The sequence below is a fragment of the Bacillus sp. FSL R5-0286 genome (assembly GCF_038593245.1).
GTDB classification, from domain to species: Bacteria; Bacillota; Bacilli; order Bacillales; family Bacillaceae; genus Bacillus; species Bacillus altitudinis.
Map to the genome: position 1 here is coordinate 516,031 of NZ_CP151977.1, position 21,560 is coordinate 537,590.

Here is a 21,560-nt window from a genome sequence, read left to right on the forward strand (position 1 = left end):
TCAAAATATGTTCATGGAATGCTTAAAAAATGGGAAAAGTCCTTTACTCCTTGTTTGTTTCAGAGAGTACTTGCTTTAAGTGCATCACATCATGCAATAAATGCTCCGTCATTGCTTGAACGGCTTCTGTGGAGCGGCGCTTTTTTATTTTAGAATAGATGGCTGCATGCTCTCTTTGAATGGTTTCAGCACGAGCCCCGCCGCTAAAATGAAAGATGCGGCAATAGTGAATGAGTGCATTTACGTGATTCAATTGTTTGGATAAGCGGTCATTGTGACTCGCCAAAATGATTTTTTGGTGAAAGGCTTCATGTAACTGGACGATCTCTTTAGAGGGCAGCTGCTGCTTGATCGCTTCGTCCGCCTGCGTGAGAACCTGCTCAATTTCATCCATTTCTCTTTGCACGGCTTCCTTACAGGCAAGCTCAACAGCAAGTGTTTCTAAAGCTACCCGAATTTGATAAAGCTCCTCGACATCTTTTTCTGTTAACGTATAGACGGAATAGCCTGATCGATGATCCGCGATTAAGAGCTCGTCTTTTTCTAACAGCCTCATCGCCTCTCTTACCGGTGATCGGCTTACGCCAAATTGTTTGGCAAGCTGTGTTTCATTGATGCGCTCTCCTGGCTGAAACTGGCCATCAAAAATCATTTGCTTCAGATGTTCATAAAATTGCATGTGATACGGTGTTGGTCTTTCCATCTCGAATGAATTCATGCCATCATTCCCTCTTTTATACATCATCTTTTGTCTCATGTTATCCAAGTTTTTCCCTCTAGGCAAGCCTGCATCAAAAAGTCAATATCGTACAATCCAAGAGAAAAGGGGTGTGCTACACTTATGATCAGTTCAGCGAAAAGAGGGATCGACATGAACACACAAGAGGAACGAACTGTACATTTTGATCAAGACTTACAAATAGAGGCATATCGCTTTCATGGCATCATGCAAAAGTTCCCGAATCATTTTCATACATATTATGTGATTGGATTTATTGAAGACGGTCAAAGACGTTTGGTCTGCCAAAATCAAGAATACATCATTGAAAAAGGTGATATCCTTCTTTTTAATCCGTATGATAATCACGCATGTGAACAAATTGATCACAGGACACTCGATTATCGCTGCTTAAATATTGAAGCAGGTGTGCTAGAGAAGGTCTTTCAGCACAAACCGCATTTTAAAGCCCCTGTGTTTTCACAAAGTGAACTAACAAAGCCATTATATGATCTACATCAAATGATCACAGAAGAAGCTCCTGCTTTGAATAAACAGGAAACCTTCTATTTCTTTATGAAACAATTGATTGAAGCCTATGCTGATACCTCAGAGGAAAAAGCATCAGCCACACGTGCCAACGAACAAAAAGTCCGAGACGTACAGCAATATATCGAAACACACCTCACGGAAAATATATCGTTAGATGACTTAGGCGAGCTTGTGTCCATGAACAAATATTCATTGCTACGTGCTTTTACAAAGTTTAGAGGCATCACGCCGTATCGTTATTTACAGACAGTCAGAGTGAACTTTGCGAAGGAGCTTCTCGCCCAAGGAGTGAAGCCTGTAGATGCGGCTGCCTCCGCTGGATTTTCTGATCAAAGTCATTTGAGTCATTTCTTTTCAGAATTTATTGGGCTCACGCCAGGGCAGTATCAGCAAATTTTTGTAAAGCAGGTAACAGCTGATGAAAAATAAACAGCTGCTCGGTCATTTAGCGGCCATGTTCACCATTTTTTTATGGGGATCTACCTTTATCTCTACCAAAATATTATTAACGGCTTTTTCTCCAACAGAGATTTTATTTTTCCGTTTTTTTATAGGGTACTTGGCTCTGATGATCATCTATCCGTTTACGATGAAGGTGCAAAGTAAAAAGCATGAAGGGATGTTTGCGCTGGCAGGTTTATGCGGTGTGGTCTTATATTACTTTTTAGAAAATGTCGCACTTACTTATACGTTCGCTTCGAATGCAGGTGTCATCAGCTCCGTTGTCCCATTCTTCTCTTTTTTATTGGCTTATTTTTTATTAAAAGATGAGCCGCTGCACAGCCGGTTTTTCATAGGCTTTTTCATCGCGATGACGGGAATCGTGCTGATTAGCATGAATGGAATGACGACGTTTCAATTGAATCCACTCGGTGATGCCTTAGCATTAACAGCAACCATCGTCTGGGCATTCTATTCCATTTTATCGAAGATGATCAACCAATATGGCTACCATATCATTCAGGTAACAAGGCGTGTCTTCTTTTACGGACTGCTATGGATGATTCCACTGATCTGGCATTTTAAGGTTCGTTTAGACTGGGAGCGGTTGACCAATCCATCGTTTGCCTTCCACTTGCTGTTTTTAGGCGTCTTTGCATCTGCTATTTGTTTTCTGACATGGAGCTTTTCCGTGAAGACGATCGGTGTGGTGAAATCAAGTGTGTATATTTATGGAGTGCCTATTATCACGATGATCATTTCAATGATCGTTCTTCACGAGAGCTTGACCTTCATGTCTGGGCTTGGAACAGCACTGACCTTAGGAGGTTTGCTGCTTTCAGATAAAAAAAGTGCGGGAAGAAAGAAACAGAAGCCCCATATACTGATGCAGGATAAAAAGGCGCTTTGATCAAAAAAAGCGTCTTTTGTCCATTGTAAGAACACGCACTCTTTAGTAAACTCAAATGAAACGGTCGACGGTCGACCGATAACAAAGGGGGAAAAATCAATGAAGCATGTTTCAATTGCAGCGATACCAGGTGACGGGGTTGGAAAGGAAGTTGTGCCTGAAGCTATTCGAGTTTTGAAAGCGGTATCAGATGTGCATGGCGGTCTGTCTTTCACCTTTCAGGACTTTCCGTGGAGCTGTGAGTATTATTTAGAGCATGGCGAAATGATGCCAAAGGATGGATTGGAACAACTAAAAGCCTTTGACAGCATTTTCTTAGGAGCAGTCGGAGATGCCAATTTAGTGCCGGATCATGTATCACTTTGGGGATTGCTCATTAAAATTAGACGTGAATTTGAGCAGGTGATCAACGTTAGACCTGCAAAACAGCTGAGCGGCATTCGCTCCCCGCTTGCTCACCCAAAGGATTTCGATCTTCTTGTTGTAAGAGAAAACGGTGAAGGTGAATATAGTGAAATTGGAGGCCGCATCTATCAAGGGGAAGATCAGCTTGCCATTCAAAATGCTGTTTTCTCAAGAAAAGGGACAGAACGAGCCATGCGTTTTGCCTTTCAATTAGCAGAAAAGAGACGAAAGCATGTGACAAGTGCAACCAAATCGAATGGAATCGTTCATACAATGCCATTTTGGGATGAAGTGTTTCAAGACGTAGCCAAGGATTATCCAAAGGTGACAGCAGACTCGCAGCACATTGATGCGCTTTCAGCCTTCTTTGTGACAAGACCTGAGAAATTCGATGTAATTGTTGCCAGTAATTTATTTGGCGATATTTTAACTGATCTTGGGGCAGCCATTATGGGAAGTATTGGCGTGGCGCCTGCTGCCAACATCAATGTAAATGGCAAATATCCATCAATGTTTGAGCCTGTACATGGGTCAGCCCCAGACATTGCAGGAAAAGGAATCGCCAACCCAATCGGTCAAATTTGGACCGCTAAACTCATGCTTGATCATTTCGGAGAGGAAGAACTCGGTACACACCTGCTCGAAATCATCGAGTCAGTCACAGCAGACGGCTTTTTAACGGCAGACATCGGCGGGGCTTATCGAACACAAGAAATCACAAACGAAATCATCAAGCGCTTGAAGAAATAATCCGTCATTAGAACCACATCTCCACGTCTGCTATAATAAAAGGATGGATAGAAGAAAGAGATGTGAAATTTAGTGTCAAAAACAGTTGTATTAGCAGAGAAACCTTCAGTAGGACGTGACTTAGCGCGTGTGCTGAAGTGTCATAAAAAAGGAAATGGTTTTTTAGAAGGAGATCAATACATTGTCACGTGGGCGCTTGGCCACTTGGTGACACTGGCTGATCCAGAAGGCTACGGGAAAGAATTTCAATCCTGGCGCCTAGAGGATTTACCAATTATTCCAGAACCACTCAAGCTTGTCGTGATGAAAAAGACAGGGAAACAGTTCCAAGCGGTCAAAGCGCAGCTGGCGAGAAAAGATGTAAAAGACATTGTCATCGCAACAGATGCTGGACGTGAAGGGGAGCTTGTGGCAAGGTGGATTCTTGAAAAAGCACATGTGAAAAAGCCTCTAAAACGTTTATGGATTTCGTCTGTTACAGACAAAGCCATTCAAGAAGGGTTCAAACGATTAAAAGACGGCAGAGAGTATGACAACTTGTACCGCTCTGCGGTGGCGCGTGCAGAGGCAGACTGGATTGTAGGGATCAACGCAACAAGAGCGCTGACAACGAAGTTCAATGCGCAGTTATCCTGTGGACGTGTGCAAACGCCAACGATTGCTATGATCGCCAAGCGAGAGGAAGACATTCAGCAATTCCAGCCGAAGCCGTTCTTTGGGCTGACTGCACAAGTAGACGGACTGACGCTGACTTGGCAGGATGCAAAGACAAAACAAAGCCGTACATTCCAAGAGGATGTAGTGAAGGAGCGTTTGGCAGCCTGTAAAGGAAAATCTGCAGTGATTGATGCACTGAAAAAAACAGCGAAAAAATCCTTTGCTCCAGGATTGTATGACCTGACAGAATTGCAACGTGATGCCCATAAACGCTACGGTTTTTCAGCAAAAGAAACACTGTCTACACTTCAGCGTCTGTATGAGCAGCATAAGCTCGTCACGTACCCGCGTACGGATTCACGTTTCATTTCGGCAGATATCGTGCCTACATTAAAAGATCGACTCAAAGGAATGAACGTTAGACCTTACGCGCAGCATGTGAATCGCATTTTACAATCAGGCATTAAAGCACATAAAGGCTTCGTCAACGACGCCAAAGTGTCAGATCACCATGCGATCATTCCAACCGAAGAAGAGCTGTATCCAGGTGCATTAAGCGATAAAGAGCGTAAATTATATGACCTGATTGCCAAGCGATTCCTCGCTGTACTGATGACCCCTTTTGAATATGAGGAAACAACAGTGATCGCCAAGATCGGCAGTGAGACATTCACAGCGAAAGGAAAAATTGTGCAATCAGCCGGCTGGAAAGCCGTGTACGATGATTCCTATGAAGACGAGGAATCAGCCGAAGCAGATCAGCACTTGCCGGCATTAACAGAGGGGCAGTCACTTGACGTACGCCAATTAAAAGAGACAAAAGGCGAAACGAAACCTCCTGCTCGTTTTAACGAAGCGACCCTTTTATCTGCCATGGAGAACCCGTCTGCATTTATGGAGAACAAGGAAAAAGACTTAGTGAAAACCCTTGGCGAAACGGGTGGATTGGGGACAGTGGCAACTCGAGCTGATATCATTGAGAAACTGTTTAACAGCTTCTTAATTGAGAAAAAAGGCAAAGACATCTTCATCACATCGAAAGGGAAGCAGCTGCTTTCTTTAGTACCTGAAGATTTAAAGTCACCTGCGTTAACAGCGGAATGGGAACAAAAGCTTTCTAAAATTGCGAAAGGCCAATTGAAAGCTTCTCAATTCATGAGTGAAATGAAGTCATATGCAAAACAAGCCGTATCTGAAATCAAACAAACGAACCAAACCTTTAAGCATGACAACATGACAGGCACACATTGTCCTGACTGCGGAAAACTCATGTTAAAAGTGAACGGTAAAAACGGCACCATGCTTGTTTGTCAGGATAGAGAATGCGGACATCGAAAAAATGTGGCAAAGAAAACAAATGCACGCTGCCCGAACTGTCATAAAAAGCTTGAGCTGCGCGGGGAAGGCGATGGCAAAATATTTGCCTGTGTTTGTGGTCATAGAGAGAAACTGTCTGTCTTCGAAAAACGTAAATCACAATCCAATCAAAAACGAGCCAGTAAGCACGATGTGTCTAAATATATGAAGAAACAAAAGAAAGTGGAAGAACCAATCAATAACGCACTTGCAGAACAATTGAAGAAACTAAAATTAGATCAATAGTTGTGTAAAAACCCATGTAAATTCGCATGGGTTTTTTGTTTGTTCGAGTATTTTGACATGTTGTTTTTCTGTAAATGGGAATATGTAAGCGAAAAGACTCGTAATTTGGTATAAAATATTTATTTTCATTTAAACAGAAACGCTCTATAATAAATCGTTAGATGCTTAGAGAGAACAAGGATTGAAAGGGGACACGAATGGATACACCCATACATCGTACAGCTATCGCTATACTCATTGTCATTCTACTAGGCGGATGTACCTGGAAACAGCAGCAACATTCAGCTCAACCAGAACCTGCAAAGCCAGTATTGTCAGGAGAGTACTTTATGACTCACCACTTAATGACAGATCAAGGCATGATCCGGACCTCGCTTGCGGAGCAGCCTACTTACTTATCAGAATCGCTCGGACTTTGGATGGATTATCTTGTTAGAAAAAAAGATCAAACATCTTTTGATCAACAGGTAGACGTCCTGCGCACTCAATTCTTACTGGAACATGATCTTCTTAGCTGGCAAATCGAATCTCATCAAAAAAGCAAAGTCAATGCTTTAGTTGATGACTTACGTGTAGTAACAGTACTTCAAAAAGCAGATCAATTGTGGCAGAAGTCAGTGTATCAAACCACAGCCAAAAAAATCGCAAAAGCGTTAAAAGACAAAAACATGTTCAAGGGTATGTTGACCGACTATTATGATGCATCGACAAAGCAAACTTCACATACAATCACACTTTCATATCTTGACCCAAAAGCAATCAAAGAACTAGTATCCCTCCACCTATTCACAGAACAAATGATGAACAACCAATTGGCCATTCTAAAAAATGCACCGAGACAAAAAGGATTTTTTCCAAAATCCTATGACATAGCGAAGAAAGTCTACTCGTTTGATCAGGAAATCAACTTGATCGACCAGCTTTATACGGCTCTTTATGCTGAACGTGCACAGGTTGATACAACAGTCATCATGAAATGGCTGAAAACCAACTTCCAAAAGGAAGGAAAACTGTATGGACGATATAAACTGAGCACATTACAGCCAGCAGTGACGTATGAATCACCTTCAGTCTATGCACTGGTGATCTTATATGCACTCAAACAAGGAGAAGATGATTTTGCAAAAGACGTCTATCACCGAATGAAAGAGCTGCAAATCCAAGATCCTCTCAAGCCTTATTACGGAGGCTACATGAACGAAAAAGATACACACTCATTTGATAATTTATTGCCTCTAATTGCAGAAAGGGAGCTTCTAAATGAAAAGGTTATTCAGTAACACCTATCGCACGTATTATACGGTGCTCCTCACGTTTGCGGGACTCATTTTATTTATGGGCTACTTGAATGGACGTGATGCGGAGAGTGTCATGATCATCACACTCACATTTGTCGTGATAGGATGCGGCATTTTATTTGGTATTTTGCCAGCATTGGTTTTTACTTTGTTGATTTTGTTCTTTATAGGAAGCGGGATGTTTTTTACAGAGCTTGGTCACACAAATTCACTCTTTTCTCATCAAACGTTGCAAGATGTCGTGATATGGGGCGTGGCGCTTCTCTTTTTTGCTATTTCTGCTGGAAATGTGCATGAGCGAATAAAAACGATGCGTCACACCATTGACCAACAAAAGAGGGCCATCAAACAATTTGTAGCGATTGACTCAACCACAGGCTTTGACAATGCAGAGCGGATGAGACTCGAGTTGTCTGAGGAAATGAAACGAGCAGAACGATACAAACAGCCATTCGTCTTTATCCTTCTTCATATGCACTACTCAGCGGAATTCAAAACATTATATGGAGAAAAAGAAATGCAGCATCTTTTCCAGCAACTCAGTATGAAGATACGCGAAAGTGTGAGAGAAACCGATAAGAAATTTCGATTATCCGAAGAACGAATCGGGCTGCTGCTCACTCACACACCTGCAGAAAACGTCTCGATCGTTCTTGAAAAGCTAAAGGATAAACTGCAAACGCATGTCCTGCTAAATGGTCGTGAAGTGACCTTAACTTTTCATGTCTGTCATTTAACAAGCAGCTCGGATTATCGGACACCAGAGCAATTTTTAGAAGAACTAGAAAACGAGATGATGATGAATGAACTTTAATGGTTTGACGAAATGTTGTTTGTTAATCGTTCTTTTCTCTATGCTTTCGATCAAAGACAGTACATCAGCCGGTGCACTTGAGAAAGAGTCCAGGACCCTCATCGTCTATTCCACACAATCAGGTGAGACAACGCCAACTGTTCATATGCTTGATGTACTTGTGGGGCATTTTTCCACACGAACGACCATTTTATCTGATGAACAAATCACTGAAAAGAACCTCAATGACTCTCAGCTAGTTATCTATATAGGTGAAGAAAAGAGAACGTTGAAAGCACAAACAATTCGTCTTATAAACGAATCAAAACGCTTAATCGCAATAGGATACAATGCGGAACAGCTTCGTCCATTCTCCAAGCTTACTTTTCACAAACAAGATCACATCAGTCAAATCAAAGATACTGATGATCAAGAATACCGTCAGTTAGAGAGAGGAATCACAGCTCAGACGGTTCAAGGGACAGATCTGCAACGTAAATTCTTATTGAAGAAAAATCAAGCTGAACAGCCATTTGTGATTCAAACAAAAGAAGGTGCGGCATATGTCGGAATGCTAAATATCCTTCAGCACGACAAGCTGCTTGCAGAGGTGCTGGAAAGTCTCCTGCCGGCTTCTAATCAAACGACGACAAAGTACTTACAGATTGGGAAGATTAACCCCGTCACGGAGGAGAAGAAGTTACTTGAACTTGGACGATACGTAACAGCTCGCCATATCCCTTTTCTGCTGGCGGTGACCCCTATATGGATTGATCCAGCAACAGGGGATGAAGTGACGCTCAGTGACCGGCCTAAACTTGTCCACGTGTTAACACAATTGCAAAGCAATGGAGCAAGTGTCGTTCTTCACGGGTTTAGCCGTACGTATCGAACGGAGGAGTCGGGTAAAGGCTTTGAATTCTGGGATGTCAAGTACGATCAGCCCGTTACGTCAAATGAACCAGAGAAAGCTAATCAACAGCTGAACAAAAGCTTTTTTCCAAATGAAAAAGATTTTAATGCGTATAACACATCCAATCAACATCAAGAAGCCATCTATACAGAAGAAAAGCTGACAAAAGGCATTGAACTGCTTGCGCAGCAGGGATTATATCCTCTTGCATTTGAAGTGCCAAATGACGCCATTTCCCTGCAAGGCTATGAAGTGATTTCCCGCCATGTGTCCAGTCTATTTGGACAGGTGCAGCTCTCAGACCGTACATGGAAAACAAGAAGTGCATCACCATTTTTGTCGACACCCGCCATGCTTCATGGCATGACTTTATATCCTGAACAGTCTATAGATACAGCGTCTGACCAAGAAGGTGCAAACATACTGACTGAGCAAACAATTCAATCCTTGCAGCATATCCAATCCGCCGCCATTGGGCTGTCCTATGATGTGGAAGCGGGGATAGATGGGCTGCAAGATGTAATCACACAAATGGATGCGATCCCTTCTAGTGAATGGCTAGATTTAAAGAAAACAAAACAGACTGTTCAAACTCAGAATGTCCAGATCAAAACAACAGGAAATGGACAGATTCAAATAGAGCAATCCAATATAGCTGAACCAAAAACAAACAAACGAAGCGGGATGGAAAATATGCTTCGAATACTCACAATGGTGGTGCTGCTCTTTATTGTGGCATTTGCTTTTTACACATTGTATTTAAGGCTGACGATGAAAAAACGGATCTTTAAGGAGAGAAAATCAGGTGGCTGATATCTTATTTTACCTATCATTAATACTGATTTGGATCATGCTCCTATATCATATGTTTCTGATGCAGGGAGGCTTTCAGCACTATTTAACTTACGAAAAAGTGCTGCCTAAATGGACAAAACAAGGGAAAGATCTGCCGACCGTCAGCATTCTCATTCCAGCACATAATGAAGAAGTGGTCATTCGGCAGACGCTAAAAGCCATGGTCCAGTTATCCTATCCCAAACACCTTCTTGAAATCATTGTGATTAATGACAATTCCTCTGATCGTACAGGGGAGATTGTGCAATCATTTAGTGAGCAATACGATCATGTCCATATGATTGAAACAAAGCCGCCATTTGCAGGGAAGGGGAAATCTACTGCACTGAATGAAGGCTTAAAGGCTTCGACAGGAGACATTATTTGTGTATACGATGCAGATAATATGCCTGAAAAGAAAGCCGTCTACCATTTGGTTCTTGGATTATTGAATGATCCTAAAGCAGGTGCTGTTGTCGGGAAATTCAGGGTCATCAATGCAGCCAAAAACCTCCTGACAAAATTCATTAACATAGAAACGATCTGCTTCCAGTGGATGGCGCAAGGCGGGAGATGGAAATGGTTTGGAATTGCGACAATACCAGGCACCAACTTTGCGATCCGTCGGCACATTTTAGAAGAGCTTGGCGGCTGGGATGTCCATGCACTAGCTGAAGACACTGAATTAACGATTCGTGTGTATAACCTGGGCTATGTGATTCGGTTCTTTCCTGCTGCGATTACATGGGAACAAGAGCCTGAAACATGGAAAGTCTGGTGGCGGCAACGAACACGCTGGGCTAGAGGCAACCAATATGTTGTGCTCAAATTTTTAAGGCAGTTTATGAAATTAAAACGAAAACGAATGATTTTCGATTTATTTTATTTTTTCTTTACGTATTTCTTATTTTTCTTTGGTGTACTGCTCTCCAATGGCATTTTTATCGTAAACTTATTCGTTGATCTTCACTTATCTGTGGGAGCTGTGGCACTCATCCTATGGGGGTTAGCCTTCTTCCTCTTTTTAACAGAAGTAATGATTACGTTAAGCATAGAGAAAACAGAGCTGACCAAACAAAACATTCTCATTGTCGTTCTCATGTACTTTACCTATTCCCAAGTATGGATTGCGCTTGTTGTGTACTCCTTATGTGTAGAGGTGAAAAGCCGATTATTGAAACAAGAAGTGAAATGGTACAAAACCGAGCGTTACAATCAACAACAAAAGAAAAGCGGGTGACATATTGAAATCGTTAAAATGGTTGATTTATATATTAGGATTATCCTTAGCGATCCAGCCTTTTTTCATGGCAGGTCAAGCAATGGCGCAATACAACCGAGTTCAAGTCAAAGATGATTGGGTTCAATCTTCAAAAGAAAGCAAAACAAAAACGCAGCATCTATCAGAAGACGTAGTGACCTTATATGGACAAGAAGACCGCACTGAATTTACCTATCAAGTGGATCAGGAAAAAACAGAGTCAAGCACATTGACGTTCAATATAGAGGCTTCACCATTATTGATTTCACCTTCCTCATTCACTGTTATGATTGATGGAGAGATCGAAAAGACCATCCCTGTATCAGGGAAAAACCAGAAGAAGTCGATTCAAATCAAGTTGAACAAAGCACAATTGAAAGAAGGTACTCATCGCATTCAGGTCACATTTTATGGTGTTTTAAAAGAAGGCGTGTGTATCAACCAAGACACACCTGCTAATTGGCTAAAAGTGTATCCTGAAAGTGAACTTACATTCAAAGGAATCCAGACAAAAGATTTCACATTAGATAGCTTTCCATCACCTTTTATTCAAACAGGTGATCAGAAAGAACAGACAGATATTGTAATTCCTAATTCACCGGATGCAGCTGAATTAGAAGCGGCCATCAAAGTATACCGTACGTTGAAAAACAAAGATCGCCAAAAAGAGATCAAACTTATCCAAGAAAAGGACATCAAGCAAGTGGCGCACCCAACGATTGCTGTGGGAGCTAAAGGAAGCTGGGATGGACGGATGAAATCGATTGAACAAGCTGCAGGAATTAAAACAAAAAGCAGTCATCTTACGGTAGCGATGAGAACTTTGACAGCAAAGAAAACAGAACAGCCCATTTTATTTGTGACAGCGGAAAAGCCTGTGACAATCGCTGGAAAAATCAATGTTCTGACTCTGTCAGAATTAACGGATCAACTGACTGGAACAGACCTAGTGCTTCAAAAGGCTGCAGCTCAAACGTCTAAACCATCTCACAAGATTCGTTTGAAAGATTTTGGCGGAGATGATGTCACGGTTGGGACCAACAAGACGGCATCCGACCACTACTATTATCCGAAAGCGCTACTGGCTAACCAAAAATCAGGTGCAAAGCTCAATCTTTCATTCAAAAAATCTGATACAGCGGCAAGCAAAACAGAACGGTTAACTGTTATGATCAATGACGAACCGCACGACGTACCATTAACAAAACTAGGCAGCAAAGATGCGAATGGATTCTATCATGTCTCGATTCCAGTCGATTCAAAGATACTTCAAAAAAATGAATATATTGATTTGCAATTTGTCACAAGTGGTTTTAAAAACATGGAATCTTGCAGACATACGGATGAAGAAGGCTGGATATTCATTGACAAAAATAGCTCTTTACAAATACCAGAAGGAACAACGAGTGAAAAGCCAGATTTAGCCGCATGGCCGCTCCCGTTCACTTCGAAAAATACATTGATCATCATACCAGATCAAATCAAACGTGAAACAATCAATCAAATGGCCATGTTGACGGAATCTTTTAGTCAGCCAGAAGTAGCTCAATATCATTTAATGAAAACTTCTCAAGTGACAAATGAACAATTGAAAAATCACCCTCTCATTTTCATCGGAGGCATTCAAACATTCTCTCTTCTGAAAGAAAAAGCAGCCGATCTCGTTGTTCCGGTGAAAAAGGATCAGTATGATGTATCTTCTTTCGGCATGATCAACGAAACAACGGCTCGAATTGTATGGACGCAGCCATCTGTTTGGAATAAAGAACAGACAATGACAGTCTTTTCAGGAATGACTGCAGCTGAAGCTAACGTGTCAAATGAAGTAATGCAATTTCTTCAAACAAATACAGAAAAAGCAACAGTTGCAATAGAGAGTAAAAACAAAGGCGTGTTTACTAATCATCAATCCGTCAGTAGCACATCGAGCAGTCTGAAAACAAGTGAAAAACAAAGCAGTAGCGAGTCTTGGATTTACTTTGTGTGTATCGCTGCACTCATCCTTTTGGTGCTTGTGATGATTGTCTATTTCGTACGAAAAAACCGTAAAAAGACTGAGTTCTAAACGATCAAAAGACCTTGAAAAAATCTCTTTACTTTGGTGTCAAACGGGAGTATGATCTCTTTTATAAAAGACCAATCGCTGAATCATTTCGATGAGCGGGGGAACCAATTGTGGTGGTATAAAACACCACGTGGGGTGAATCCTTTTAAGGTAGGGCAAAATCTCATGCGCCCGAATCCGTCAGCTAACCTCGTAAGCGTTAAAGAGAGCAAAGACCAACCTGTGATCTAAACAATAGGCACAGGGGCATTCTATTGCCTCTGTGTCTTTTTGGTGATCCAAATTTTGTAACTCAAATCGTTTGACACTAAAGGAGCGGGCAACACATGTACAGTTTGATGAAGCGTATTTTAATTGGTAAACCATTAAAATCACAGGCAGCAGGAGAACAAAAACTATCAAAAATCAAAGCTTTGGCATTATTGTCATCAGACGCATTGTCGTCAGTCGCATACGGTACAGAACAAATCTTAATTGTTCTATCAGTTGTCAGTGCGGCAGCGTTTTGGTACTCACTCCCGATTGCAGGTTGTGTATTAATTCTTTTAATGGCGTTAATTCTATCTTACCGCCAGATTATTTATGCTTATCCAGAAGGCGGCGGGGCGTATGTCGTCTCCAGCAGAAACTTAGGTGAAAAACCAGGGCTGGTTGCTGGTGGATCATTACTCGTCGATTACATTTTAACCGTAGCAGTGAGTATTTCTGCTGGGACCGATGCAATCACATCGGCTTTTCCAGCTCTATATCCATATCATGTCATGATCTCAATCGTATTAGTCCTAGTGATTATGGTGTTAAACCTTCGTGGACTGACAGAGTCGGCATCTATTTTGGCTTATCCTGTGTACCTATTTGTCTTTTCATTGCTCATTTTAATTGGGGTGGGCGGTTTTAAACTATTAACAGGGCAAGTGCCGCCAGAACCTGAACATACAGCATTTGGCACACATGTATCAGGCATCACGTTATTTCTTTTATTAAAGGCATTTTCGTCTGGCTGTTCTGCTTTAACTGGTGTTGAAGCGATATCTAATACAATTCCATCCTTTAAAAAACCAGCTGCACAAAATGCAGCGAGAACTTTATTGATGATGGGGGGATTACTGGCCGTTCTATTTGTAGGAGTGACATTGCTTGCGTTTGGTTTTGGCATCTCGCCAAAGCCAGAAGAAACGGTTGTGTCACAGATTGCATCAGACACATTTGGACGGACATTTTTCTACTATGTCATTCAAGCTGTCACAGCTTTAATTTTAATATTAGCGGCAAACACAGGTTTTTCAGCTTTTCCATTATTGGCTGTCAACTTAGCAAAAGATAAATATATGCCGCGCATGTTTACAGTGAGAGGAGATCGGCTCGGTTATTCCAATGGTATTATCTTTTTAGGTGTAGCTTCTATGCTGCTTATTTGGCTATTTGATGGGAAAACGGAACACCTCATTCCACTTTATGCTGTCGGTGTGTTTATTCCATTTACCTTGTCTCAGACAGGTATGTGTGTAAAGTGGATTCGTGAAAAACCACAGGGATGGAAAGTGAAAATGCCTATCAATATCGTGGGAGCACTTATTTCATTTACGGTTTTCATGATTCTCATTTTGACCAAGTTCCATCTTGTATGGCCGGTATTTGTTTTCATGCCAATTGTTCTATTTATTTTTTATTCTATTAAGAAACATTATCTGTCTGTTGGAGAACAATTACGTTTATTGAATGAAACCGAGCCTGTCGAAATCAAAGGAAATGTGGTCATCGTCCCAATAGCAGGTGTCACACGTGTCGTCGAACAATCTGTGCAATATGCAAAATCCTTATCAGACCAGGTCATAGCGGTTCATGTATCGTTTGATAAAGAGAAAGACAAGAAAATTGAAGCTGATTGGGAAAAGCTGAATAGTGATGTGCGTCTTGTGATTTTACATTCGTCTTATCGAAGTCTCATTCACCCGCTTGATAAATTTCTTGAAACGATTGAAGCGAAAGCAAATGCACATCAATATAGAGTGATGGTGCTCGTCCCTCAATTTATTCCGAAAAAAAGATGGCACACCATTTTGCATAATCAATCAGCTTTCTTATTAAGATTCCGTTTATTATGGAAACGGGATATTGTTGTCGCCACTCTTCCATATCACTTTAAAAAGTAACAAGAGCAAGTTGAAACGTTTGATCAAAAGGGTGCGGTGGTATGGAGTAAGAAAAAAGGAGTTTTCTCACATGCCGCAAAGAACCGCAGGAAAAGAAGTAACAGCGCTACTAGAAGAGTGGGGCGTGAAACATATTTATGGAATGCCCGGCGACAGTATTAACGAATTAATCGAAGAACTAAGGCATGAATCAAGCAAAATTCAATTTATACAAACAAGACATGAAGAAGTGGCAGCACTTTCAGCAGCAGCTGATGCGAAACTAACAGGCAAACTTGGTGTTTGTTTATCAATTGCTGGGCCAGGTGCTGTCCACTTATTAAATGGACTATACGATGCAAAAGCGGATGGTGCACCTGTATTAGCGATTGCAGGGCAGGTTGCCTCAACTGAAGTAGGCAGAGATGCATTTCAAGAAATCAAATTAGAGCGGATGTTTGACGATGTTGCTGTCTTTAATCAGCAAGTACAAACAGCAGAAGCTCTGCCTGACTTATTGAACCAAGCCATCAAAGCTGCGTATACCCATAAAGGGGTGGCAGTTCTCACTGTCTCAGATGATTTATTTTCTCAGAAAATTAAGCGGAGTCCCGTTTATACATCACCTCTTTATGTAGAGGGAGATGTGCGGCCGAAGAAAGATCAACTGCTAAAGGCTGCTCAACTCATTAACAATGCGAAGAGGCCAGTCATCTTAGCAGGAAAAGGATTAAGAAATGCTAAAGAAGAACTTCTTTCGTTTGCAGAAAAGGCAGCTGCACCGATCGTCATTACACTTCCTGCAAAAGGTGTTGTTCCAGACAGGCATCCATACTTTTTAGGAAACCTAGGTCAGATCGGTACGAAGCCGGCATATGAAGCGATGGAAGAGTGCGATTTATTAATCATGCTTGGAACCTCCTTCCCATATAGGGATTACTTACCGGAAGACACACCTGCCATTCAATTGGATATCAAACCGGATCAGATCGGTAAAAGATATCCAGTAGAAGTGGGGATTGTAAGTGACAGTAAGACTGGTCTTCATGAACTAACCTCTTATATTGAATATAAAGAGCAGCGCGGTTTCCTTGAAGCTTGTACAGAGCACATGATGAAGTGGCGAGAAGAAATGGATAAGGAAAAATCTATTGCCACATCACCGCTTAAACCGCAGCAAGTCATCGCTAGATTAGAAGAAGCGGTAGATGATGATGCCATTCTTTCAGTTGATGTCGGTAATGTGACGGTATGGATGGCACGTCATTTCGAAATGAAGCAGCAGGATTTCATTATTTCCAGCTGGCTTGCCACAATGGGCTGTGGTTTACCTGGCGCAATATCAGCTAAATTAAATGAACCAAATCGCCAAGCCATTGCTGTCTGTGGTGACGGAGGCTTCACAATGGTGATGCAAGATTTTGTGACGGCGGTAAAATATAAACTGCCAATTGTCGTTGTGATCTTAAACAACAACAACCTTGGTATGATTGAATATGAACAACAGGTAAAAGGCAACATCAACTATGGTATAGAGCTGGAAGATATTGATTTTGCAAAATTTGCAGAAGCGTGCGGTGGTAAAGGAATCTCGGTGTCATCACATGAAGAACTAGCACCAGCCTTTGATCAAGCACTTCAAGCTGAGAAACCTGTGATCATTGATGTTGCGGTGACCAATGAACCACCGTTACCTGGTAAAATCACGTACACACAAGCAGCAGGCTTTAGTAAATATTTATTGAAAAAATTCTTTGAAAAAGGTGAGCTGGATATCCCTCCACTCAAGAAAAGCCTTAAACGCTTTTTCTAAACAGCAGGTAGTCGGTCTTCTAATTAGAAGACTGACTTTTTTTGTTGAATAGGTAAAATCATTTCAATTGTCACTTGTTTTCTTCTATATAAAAATATACAGACTGGATTTTTTGCAACTTAAAGCCTATTTTTCCAATTCGGTGAGAAAGGTAAAATAGACTTTATGATCAATAATGGAGGGAGTGGCTTAATCTGGGCAAGATACTTGATGCAAAAGCACTAACCAGTGCCATGGATACAAGGGCAAAACACTATCAGGAACTCCGCGAACAAATGATAGATTTAAAAAAGGCATTACAAGGTGTTGCCAATCTCGGTGACGACTTCACTGGAAAAGGTGCCGATAACATTAAAAGCTTCTACAAAGAACTCGCCGGAAATGTGGACATGTTTATTAGCTTCATTGATAAACAAAAAGCCTTTCATGAAGGTGTTTCTGGAACGCTTGATGATACAAATTTTGGCGGCGACACCTTTGTAGAAGAACACTTTTTAGACAACGCTGTACATATGGGAATCAAGAATGCCAAAAGCATCGTGAAGGATCAAAAAAAGGCACTCAAAACGATTTTTCAAGATATTGATGACCTCATTTCTCTGGAGGTATTTGATAGTAAAACCTTTGACGAAAAGATTGCAGATGCGGAAGATGAGCGGAAGAAAACGGTTAAAGATTTAATAGAACTTGATCAAAATCTAAAAGATGAATATGCTTTGTCAGAGACTGAGGAGAAGGCTACAATGGCATTGTACGCAGAAATGATGAATGCGACAAATGACGGAAAATCCATTTTGCCTATGAATTTTGACAAGAAAGCGTATCAAAATAGCGAAATCTACAAGGCAAAAAGCGATATTGAGAAGCAAACTTCTGAATATCTAAAAATCAAAAAAGATCAAGAAGAAGCCCGCAAGATCGCAAAGGAACAAGAAGCGCTCGCCAACCGTCCTTGGTATGAAAAAGCTCTTGATTACGGAGGAAATATCGTCAATGAACTGACAGGCGTGAACGATGCAAAACGTGCCGCAACAGGTGTCGATCCGATCACAGGTGAAGAACTCACCGCAGGCCAACGAGTCGCCGCAGGCGGCATGGCAGCAGCAGGCTACATCCCTATCGTTGGTTGGGCAGGTCGCATTTTCAAAGGCGGAAAGGCTGTCTATAAAACCACCCAAGCCACGTCAGCCGCAGTCAGAGCGGTCGACATCTACAAGACGTCACAAAAATCTTTTGATGCCCTAAAGACATCCCAAAAAGGTTTATACGGGCTGACCGCGACCAACGGCTTCAGCGAAGCGATTACAGGTCGAGACATGTTTGGAAATAAAGTCTCGAAAGAACAGCAGGAAGCAAGTATGAATGCGGCGCTGGGGATGCTTTTGCCATTTGGGGCGAAAGGATTTCATGGGAAGATGGGTGCTGTAGAGAGTGGAAAACGTATAGATTATTTAAGAAATAAATATGGAACAATCAGTTCTAAAGAATTAAATGAAAGAATCAATTTGCGCGGTGAAACGATGAAAGAGCTAAATAAATTAAAAGGTACTGGTATTAGTAAGAAGAAAATGGGACCTGCTTTTGCTGGAGTTTATGATAAACAAACTGGGAAATATTCTTATGCAATAAATGATTATGATGGAAAGTTACCAGATTTTCATCCCTTAATAAAAAACAAATATGATAAAATGCCAAAAGAGGTTATAGATTCATATGCATTTACAAAAGGTGCGGGGTCACATGCCGAAGTGATTGCATTGAATAATGCCTTAAAGGAAAACCCAGGTGCTAGTTTAGATAATTTTATTTTGAATGTAGTTAGGACCGGTCAAAGTAGAGTGAAACCGGCTGGGATGATGTTTCCACGATGTCCACATTGTGCTTATCTTACGGATGGATCTAAAATTATCACGGAGGTTCCTAAAAATGTTAAATGATATATTACAAAAGGATTTTATTTTAGAAAATGGTACGGAGTTTGAAGAACATTTAGAGTATGGGGGTCCTTACGAACTAGCAATAGTGGAATATACCCCGGATGGTAACGAAAAACTATTTACGGGCTTAGCTTATGATAAATACGAAAATGGAAATATTGAAAGTTATTTCTATGTAGAGCAAGGTGTTAAGCAGGGAAAGTATGTTGAATTTTACTCAAATGGAAATGTGAAAAAAATAGGTAATATGAATAAAAGTGCTGCAGACGGATATCAAGTCGAGTTTTTTGAAAATGGAAATAAAAAGTATGAATCTGAATATATTGCTGGTCGAGAAATGACTTATATAAAATACGATGAAAACGGAAATATTGTAGAGCAAAAAGCAGAACCTGATGAATCTGATTTAAAATACGTCGAAAAATTCAACGATTAATAAGGATAAAGTGATATATGGTTAATCTGGATAATGATAAAATAGATCATTTAATAGAAAAATTTAAAAATGAACAAAAAGCTCTCTTGCCTAAAGTTAAATTGGAAAATAATTTCCGATTAGAAAACATACGGTTTATCGCAGGGGTAGATGTTTCTTATTTTGAAAAAAATGGAAAATCGAAAGGTGTTTGTTGCATAGTTGTATATGATTTGACAGAAAAACAAGTAATTGAAAAAGTGAATAGTTATGGAGAAATAAAGGTTCCTTATATATCCGGATTTCTTGCTTTTCGTGAATTGCCTTTAATTAAAGATGCAGTAAAAAAGCTGACGAAACAAGTAGATATCTATATGTTTGATGGAAATGGTTACTTACATGATAGACATATGGGTATTGCTACACAGGCATCATTTTTCTTAAAGAAGCCTACCATTGGTGTAGCAAAAAGCTATTTGAAAATCAAAGGAATAGATTTTACCCTACCCCAAAATAAAGAGAATGCATACACAGATATTATTATAGATGATGAAATTTATGGTCGAGTACTTCGAACCAGAATGAATGTTAAGCCCATTTTTATTTCATGTGGTAACTGGATTGATTTAGATACAACTACAAAAATTGTGATGAAACTTATTGATAAAAATAGTCGACTGCCGATCCCTGTAAGATATGCAGATATAGAGACACGCATTATTCGAAATGAGTTATTAACAAAAAAGGGTGAAATGTGAAGTACTCATTTTTTAAGATTTAGAAAATGACACTATCGAAACTCAATCACCACAAAAAAAGGGGAATAAACCATGCTATGGATTTTCACGCAAAACGAACAAAGTTTCGTTAATGTTCACGAAGTCACAGTAACCGGTAAAAAGATTGAAGGGTTTATCGCAGGCAGTGATTCTTGGGTCAAGACGCTCGGCAAGTATGACTCAAACGATCGAGCGTCAGAGATCCTTCAAGACATTGTGAAAGTAATTGAAAAAAACCCAAATGGTACGATGACCTATCGAATGCCTCAGCAGTAAAAAAAGAAACCACCTTTCCATCGCGAAAAGGTGGTTTTGTTTATGAAGGTGTTTTGGTAAAGGCTAAAAATAACGGGATGCCTGTGCCGACAAGTGTAGTGGCGAATAGGAACATACCGCAAATGAATAGAAAATGACTGGCTGAAAAGACGAGTGCCAGAATGAGAAACACGATGCTGAGTCCTGCCATGCTATATGATGGGACAAAGCGGCGTTTGTATGTGGCTTTCTTTGTTAGGAATGAGAAGAAAATGCCAAATAATAAAGGGACAATCCATAAGTAAAATAAAATAATAAGAGACATACATCATACCTCGATTTTTTCCTTCTATTTTATCAGATGCCAATCACAACGGATACTACAAAGCTTCACTTTGTAAAATAGTTCATGCAATCGACACAATTAAGTGGGCTGATTGATCGAATTCGTTTTTTGTTTCATATATTCAGGCTGTAAAAGTGCGTACACACAGTGATCGGCAAAGTGGTCGCCTAGCCATTCACATTGTCTTAATATGCCTTCAAGTGAAAAAGATAAACGCTCTGCGATGCGTCTGCTTTTTTGATTATCAACAGCGGCTCTTATTTCAATGCGATGCAGACCGCACTCTTCAAATAAATAGTGAATGACCGCTTTGCATGCTTTTGTCATGATGCCTTTTCCTTGATAGCCTTCCCCGAGCCAATAGCCAATGGAAACCGTCCGATTAATCCAATGAATTTGGTGGGTGCCAATGATACCAACGAGTTCTCCATGTGACCAGATTCCAGCCTGAAAACCATTGTTTTGCAAAGCTTGCTGCATGGCACCTTGAATAAACGCCATGCTGTCTTCTTCTGTCTGCGTCGAATCGACCCATAGCATCCATTCACGTAAGTGCTCTCTTGAGCGTTGGATGAGCAGATACAGACTTCTCGCGTCTCTTGGTTCAAGCAGCCGCATGGATAGATCTTGATCCTGATAAAAAAACATGTGATCACATCCTCTCAAGGGAAATTCTACCACAAC

Annotated in this window: 18 protein-coding genes and 1 riboswitch; of the genes, 15 read left to right on the top strand and 3 right to left on the bottom strand. The window is 40.8% G+C overall.

Annotated elements, in window-relative coordinates:
• Positions 1 to 43 precede the first annotated feature (43 nt).
• Complete coding sequence (locus NST24_RS02465) at positions 44 to 718, bottom strand: GntR family transcriptional regulator (protein WP_342462274.1); 675 nt, start codon at positions 716 to 718, stop codon at positions 44 to 46.
• Positions 719 to 871: 153 nt separating this feature from the next.
• Between NST24_RS02465 and NST24_RS02470 the strand changes: the two genes are divergently transcribed.
• From NST24_RS02470 to NST24_RS02540, 15 genes are all read left to right on the top strand, one after another.
• Entirely contained in the window at positions 872 to 1,699 is an 828-nt protein-coding gene (locus tag NST24_RS02470; protein WP_138278123.1) for an AraC family transcriptional regulator, read from the top strand.
• Positions 1,689 to 2,621, top strand: coding sequence for a DMT family transporter (locus tag NST24_RS02475; RefSeq protein ID WP_342462275.1), 933 nt, complete (start codon positions 1,689 to 1,691; stop codon positions 2,619 to 2,621). Before NST24_RS02470 ends, NST24_RS02475 begins: the two co-directional genes overlap by 11 nt.
• Positions 2,622 to 2,720: 99 nt before the next feature.
• Positions 2,721 to 3,776: a tartrate dehydrogenase gene (locus tag NST24_RS02480; RefSeq protein WP_058336788.1), complete on the top strand. Its 1,056-nt coding sequence runs from the start codon at positions 2,721 to 2,723 to the stop codon at positions 3,774 to 3,776.
• A 72-nt stretch (positions 3,777 to 3,848) separates the two neighbouring features.
• Positions 3,849 to 6,035 carry a DNA topoisomerase III gene (locus NST24_RS02485; protein ID WP_342462276.1) on the top strand — a complete coding sequence of 729 codons (2,187 nt, stop codon included), beginning with the start codon at positions 3,849 to 3,851 and terminating at the stop codon, positions 6,033 to 6,035.
• A gap of 197 nt (positions 6,036 to 6,232) precedes the next feature.
• The gene (locus NST24_RS02490) at positions 6,233 to 7,315 is read left to right on the top strand and encodes a glycosyl hydrolase family 8 (protein WP_342462277.1); all 1,083 of its coding nucleotides are present in this window, start codon (positions 6,233 to 6,235) and stop codon (positions 7,313 to 7,315) included.
• A complete protein-coding gene (locus NST24_RS02495) occupies positions 7,296 to 8,147 on the top strand; it encodes a GGDEF domain-containing protein (RefSeq protein WP_017358417.1) in 852 nt (283 codons plus the stop codon). The genes NST24_RS02490 and NST24_RS02495 overlap by 20 nt, the downstream gene beginning before the upstream one ends.
• Positions 8,137 to 9,852 (top strand): DUF2334 domain-containing protein, encoded by a 1,716-nt coding sequence (locus tag NST24_RS02500; RefSeq protein ID WP_342462278.1) that lies wholly within the window; start codon positions 8,137 to 8,139, stop codon positions 9,850 to 9,852. The genes NST24_RS02495 and NST24_RS02500 overlap by 11 nt, the downstream gene beginning before the upstream one ends.
• Entirely contained in the window at positions 9,845 to 11,113 is a 1,269-nt protein-coding gene (locus NST24_RS02505) for a glycosyltransferase (RefSeq protein ID WP_058336784.1), read from the top strand. The genes NST24_RS02500 and NST24_RS02505 overlap by 8 nt, the downstream gene beginning before the upstream one ends.
• 4 nt (positions 11,114 to 11,117) lie before the next feature.
• On the top strand, positions 11,118 to 13,199 hold the full coding sequence (locus NST24_RS02510; RefSeq protein ID WP_342462279.1) for a cellulose biosynthesis cyclic di-GMP-binding regulatory protein BcsB: 2,082 nt from the start codon (positions 11,118 to 11,120) through the stop codon (positions 13,197 to 13,199).
• Positions 13,200 to 13,265: 66 nt separating this feature from the next.
• Positions 13,266 to 13,413, top strand: a riboswitch (cyclic di-AMP (ydaO/yuaA leader).
• A gap of 112 nt (positions 13,414 to 13,525) precedes the next feature.
• Positions 13,526 to 15,352, top strand: coding sequence for an APC family permease (locus NST24_RS02515; RefSeq protein ID WP_268430348.1), 1,827 nt, complete (start codon positions 13,526 to 13,528; stop codon positions 15,350 to 15,352).
• Between the two features lie 70 nt (positions 15,353 to 15,422).
• Positions 15,423 to 17,144: a pyruvate oxidase gene (locus tag NST24_RS02520; RefSeq protein ID WP_039166136.1), complete on the top strand. Its 1,722-nt coding sequence runs from the start codon at positions 15,423 to 15,425 to the stop codon at positions 17,142 to 17,144.
• Positions 17,145 to 17,338: 194 nt separating this feature from the next.
• Positions 17,339 to 19,081 carry a T7SS effector LXG polymorphic toxin gene (locus NST24_RS02525; protein WP_153007185.1) on the top strand — a complete coding sequence of 581 codons (1,743 nt, stop codon included), beginning with the start codon at positions 17,339 to 17,341 and terminating at the stop codon, positions 19,079 to 19,081.
• Positions 19,071 to 19,517 carry an MORN repeat protein gene (locus tag NST24_RS02530; protein WP_039166134.1) on the top strand — a complete coding sequence of 149 codons (447 nt, stop codon included), beginning with the start codon at positions 19,071 to 19,073 and terminating at the stop codon, positions 19,515 to 19,517. Before NST24_RS02525 ends, NST24_RS02530 begins: the two co-directional genes overlap by 11 nt.
• Positions 19,518 to 19,534: 17 nt before the next feature.
• Entirely contained in the window at positions 19,535 to 20,254 is a 720-nt protein-coding gene (locus tag NST24_RS02535) for an endonuclease V (protein WP_342462280.1), read from the top strand.
• Positions 20,255 to 20,326: 72 nt separating this feature from the next.
• On the top strand, positions 20,327 to 20,551 hold the full coding sequence (locus NST24_RS02540; RefSeq protein WP_041507158.1) for a hypothetical protein: 225 nt from the start codon (positions 20,327 to 20,329) through the stop codon (positions 20,549 to 20,551).
• A 40-nt stretch (positions 20,552 to 20,591) separates the two neighbouring features.
• Here the strand turns inward: NST24_RS02540 and NST24_RS02545 are convergent, their stop codons facing one another.
• Together NST24_RS02545 and NST24_RS02550 are read right to left on the bottom strand one after the other, a co-directional pair.
• Positions 20,592 to 20,855: a hypothetical protein gene (locus NST24_RS02545; RefSeq protein ID WP_008346966.1), complete on the bottom strand. Its 264-nt coding sequence runs from the start codon at positions 20,853 to 20,855 to the stop codon at positions 20,592 to 20,594.
• A gap of 99 nt (positions 20,856 to 20,954) precedes the next feature.
• On the bottom strand, positions 20,955 to 21,524 hold the full coding sequence (locus NST24_RS02550) for a GNAT family protein (RefSeq protein WP_008346964.1): 570 nt from the start codon (positions 21,522 to 21,524) through the stop codon (positions 20,955 to 20,957).
• Positions 21,525 to 21,560: the final 36 nt, after the last annotated feature.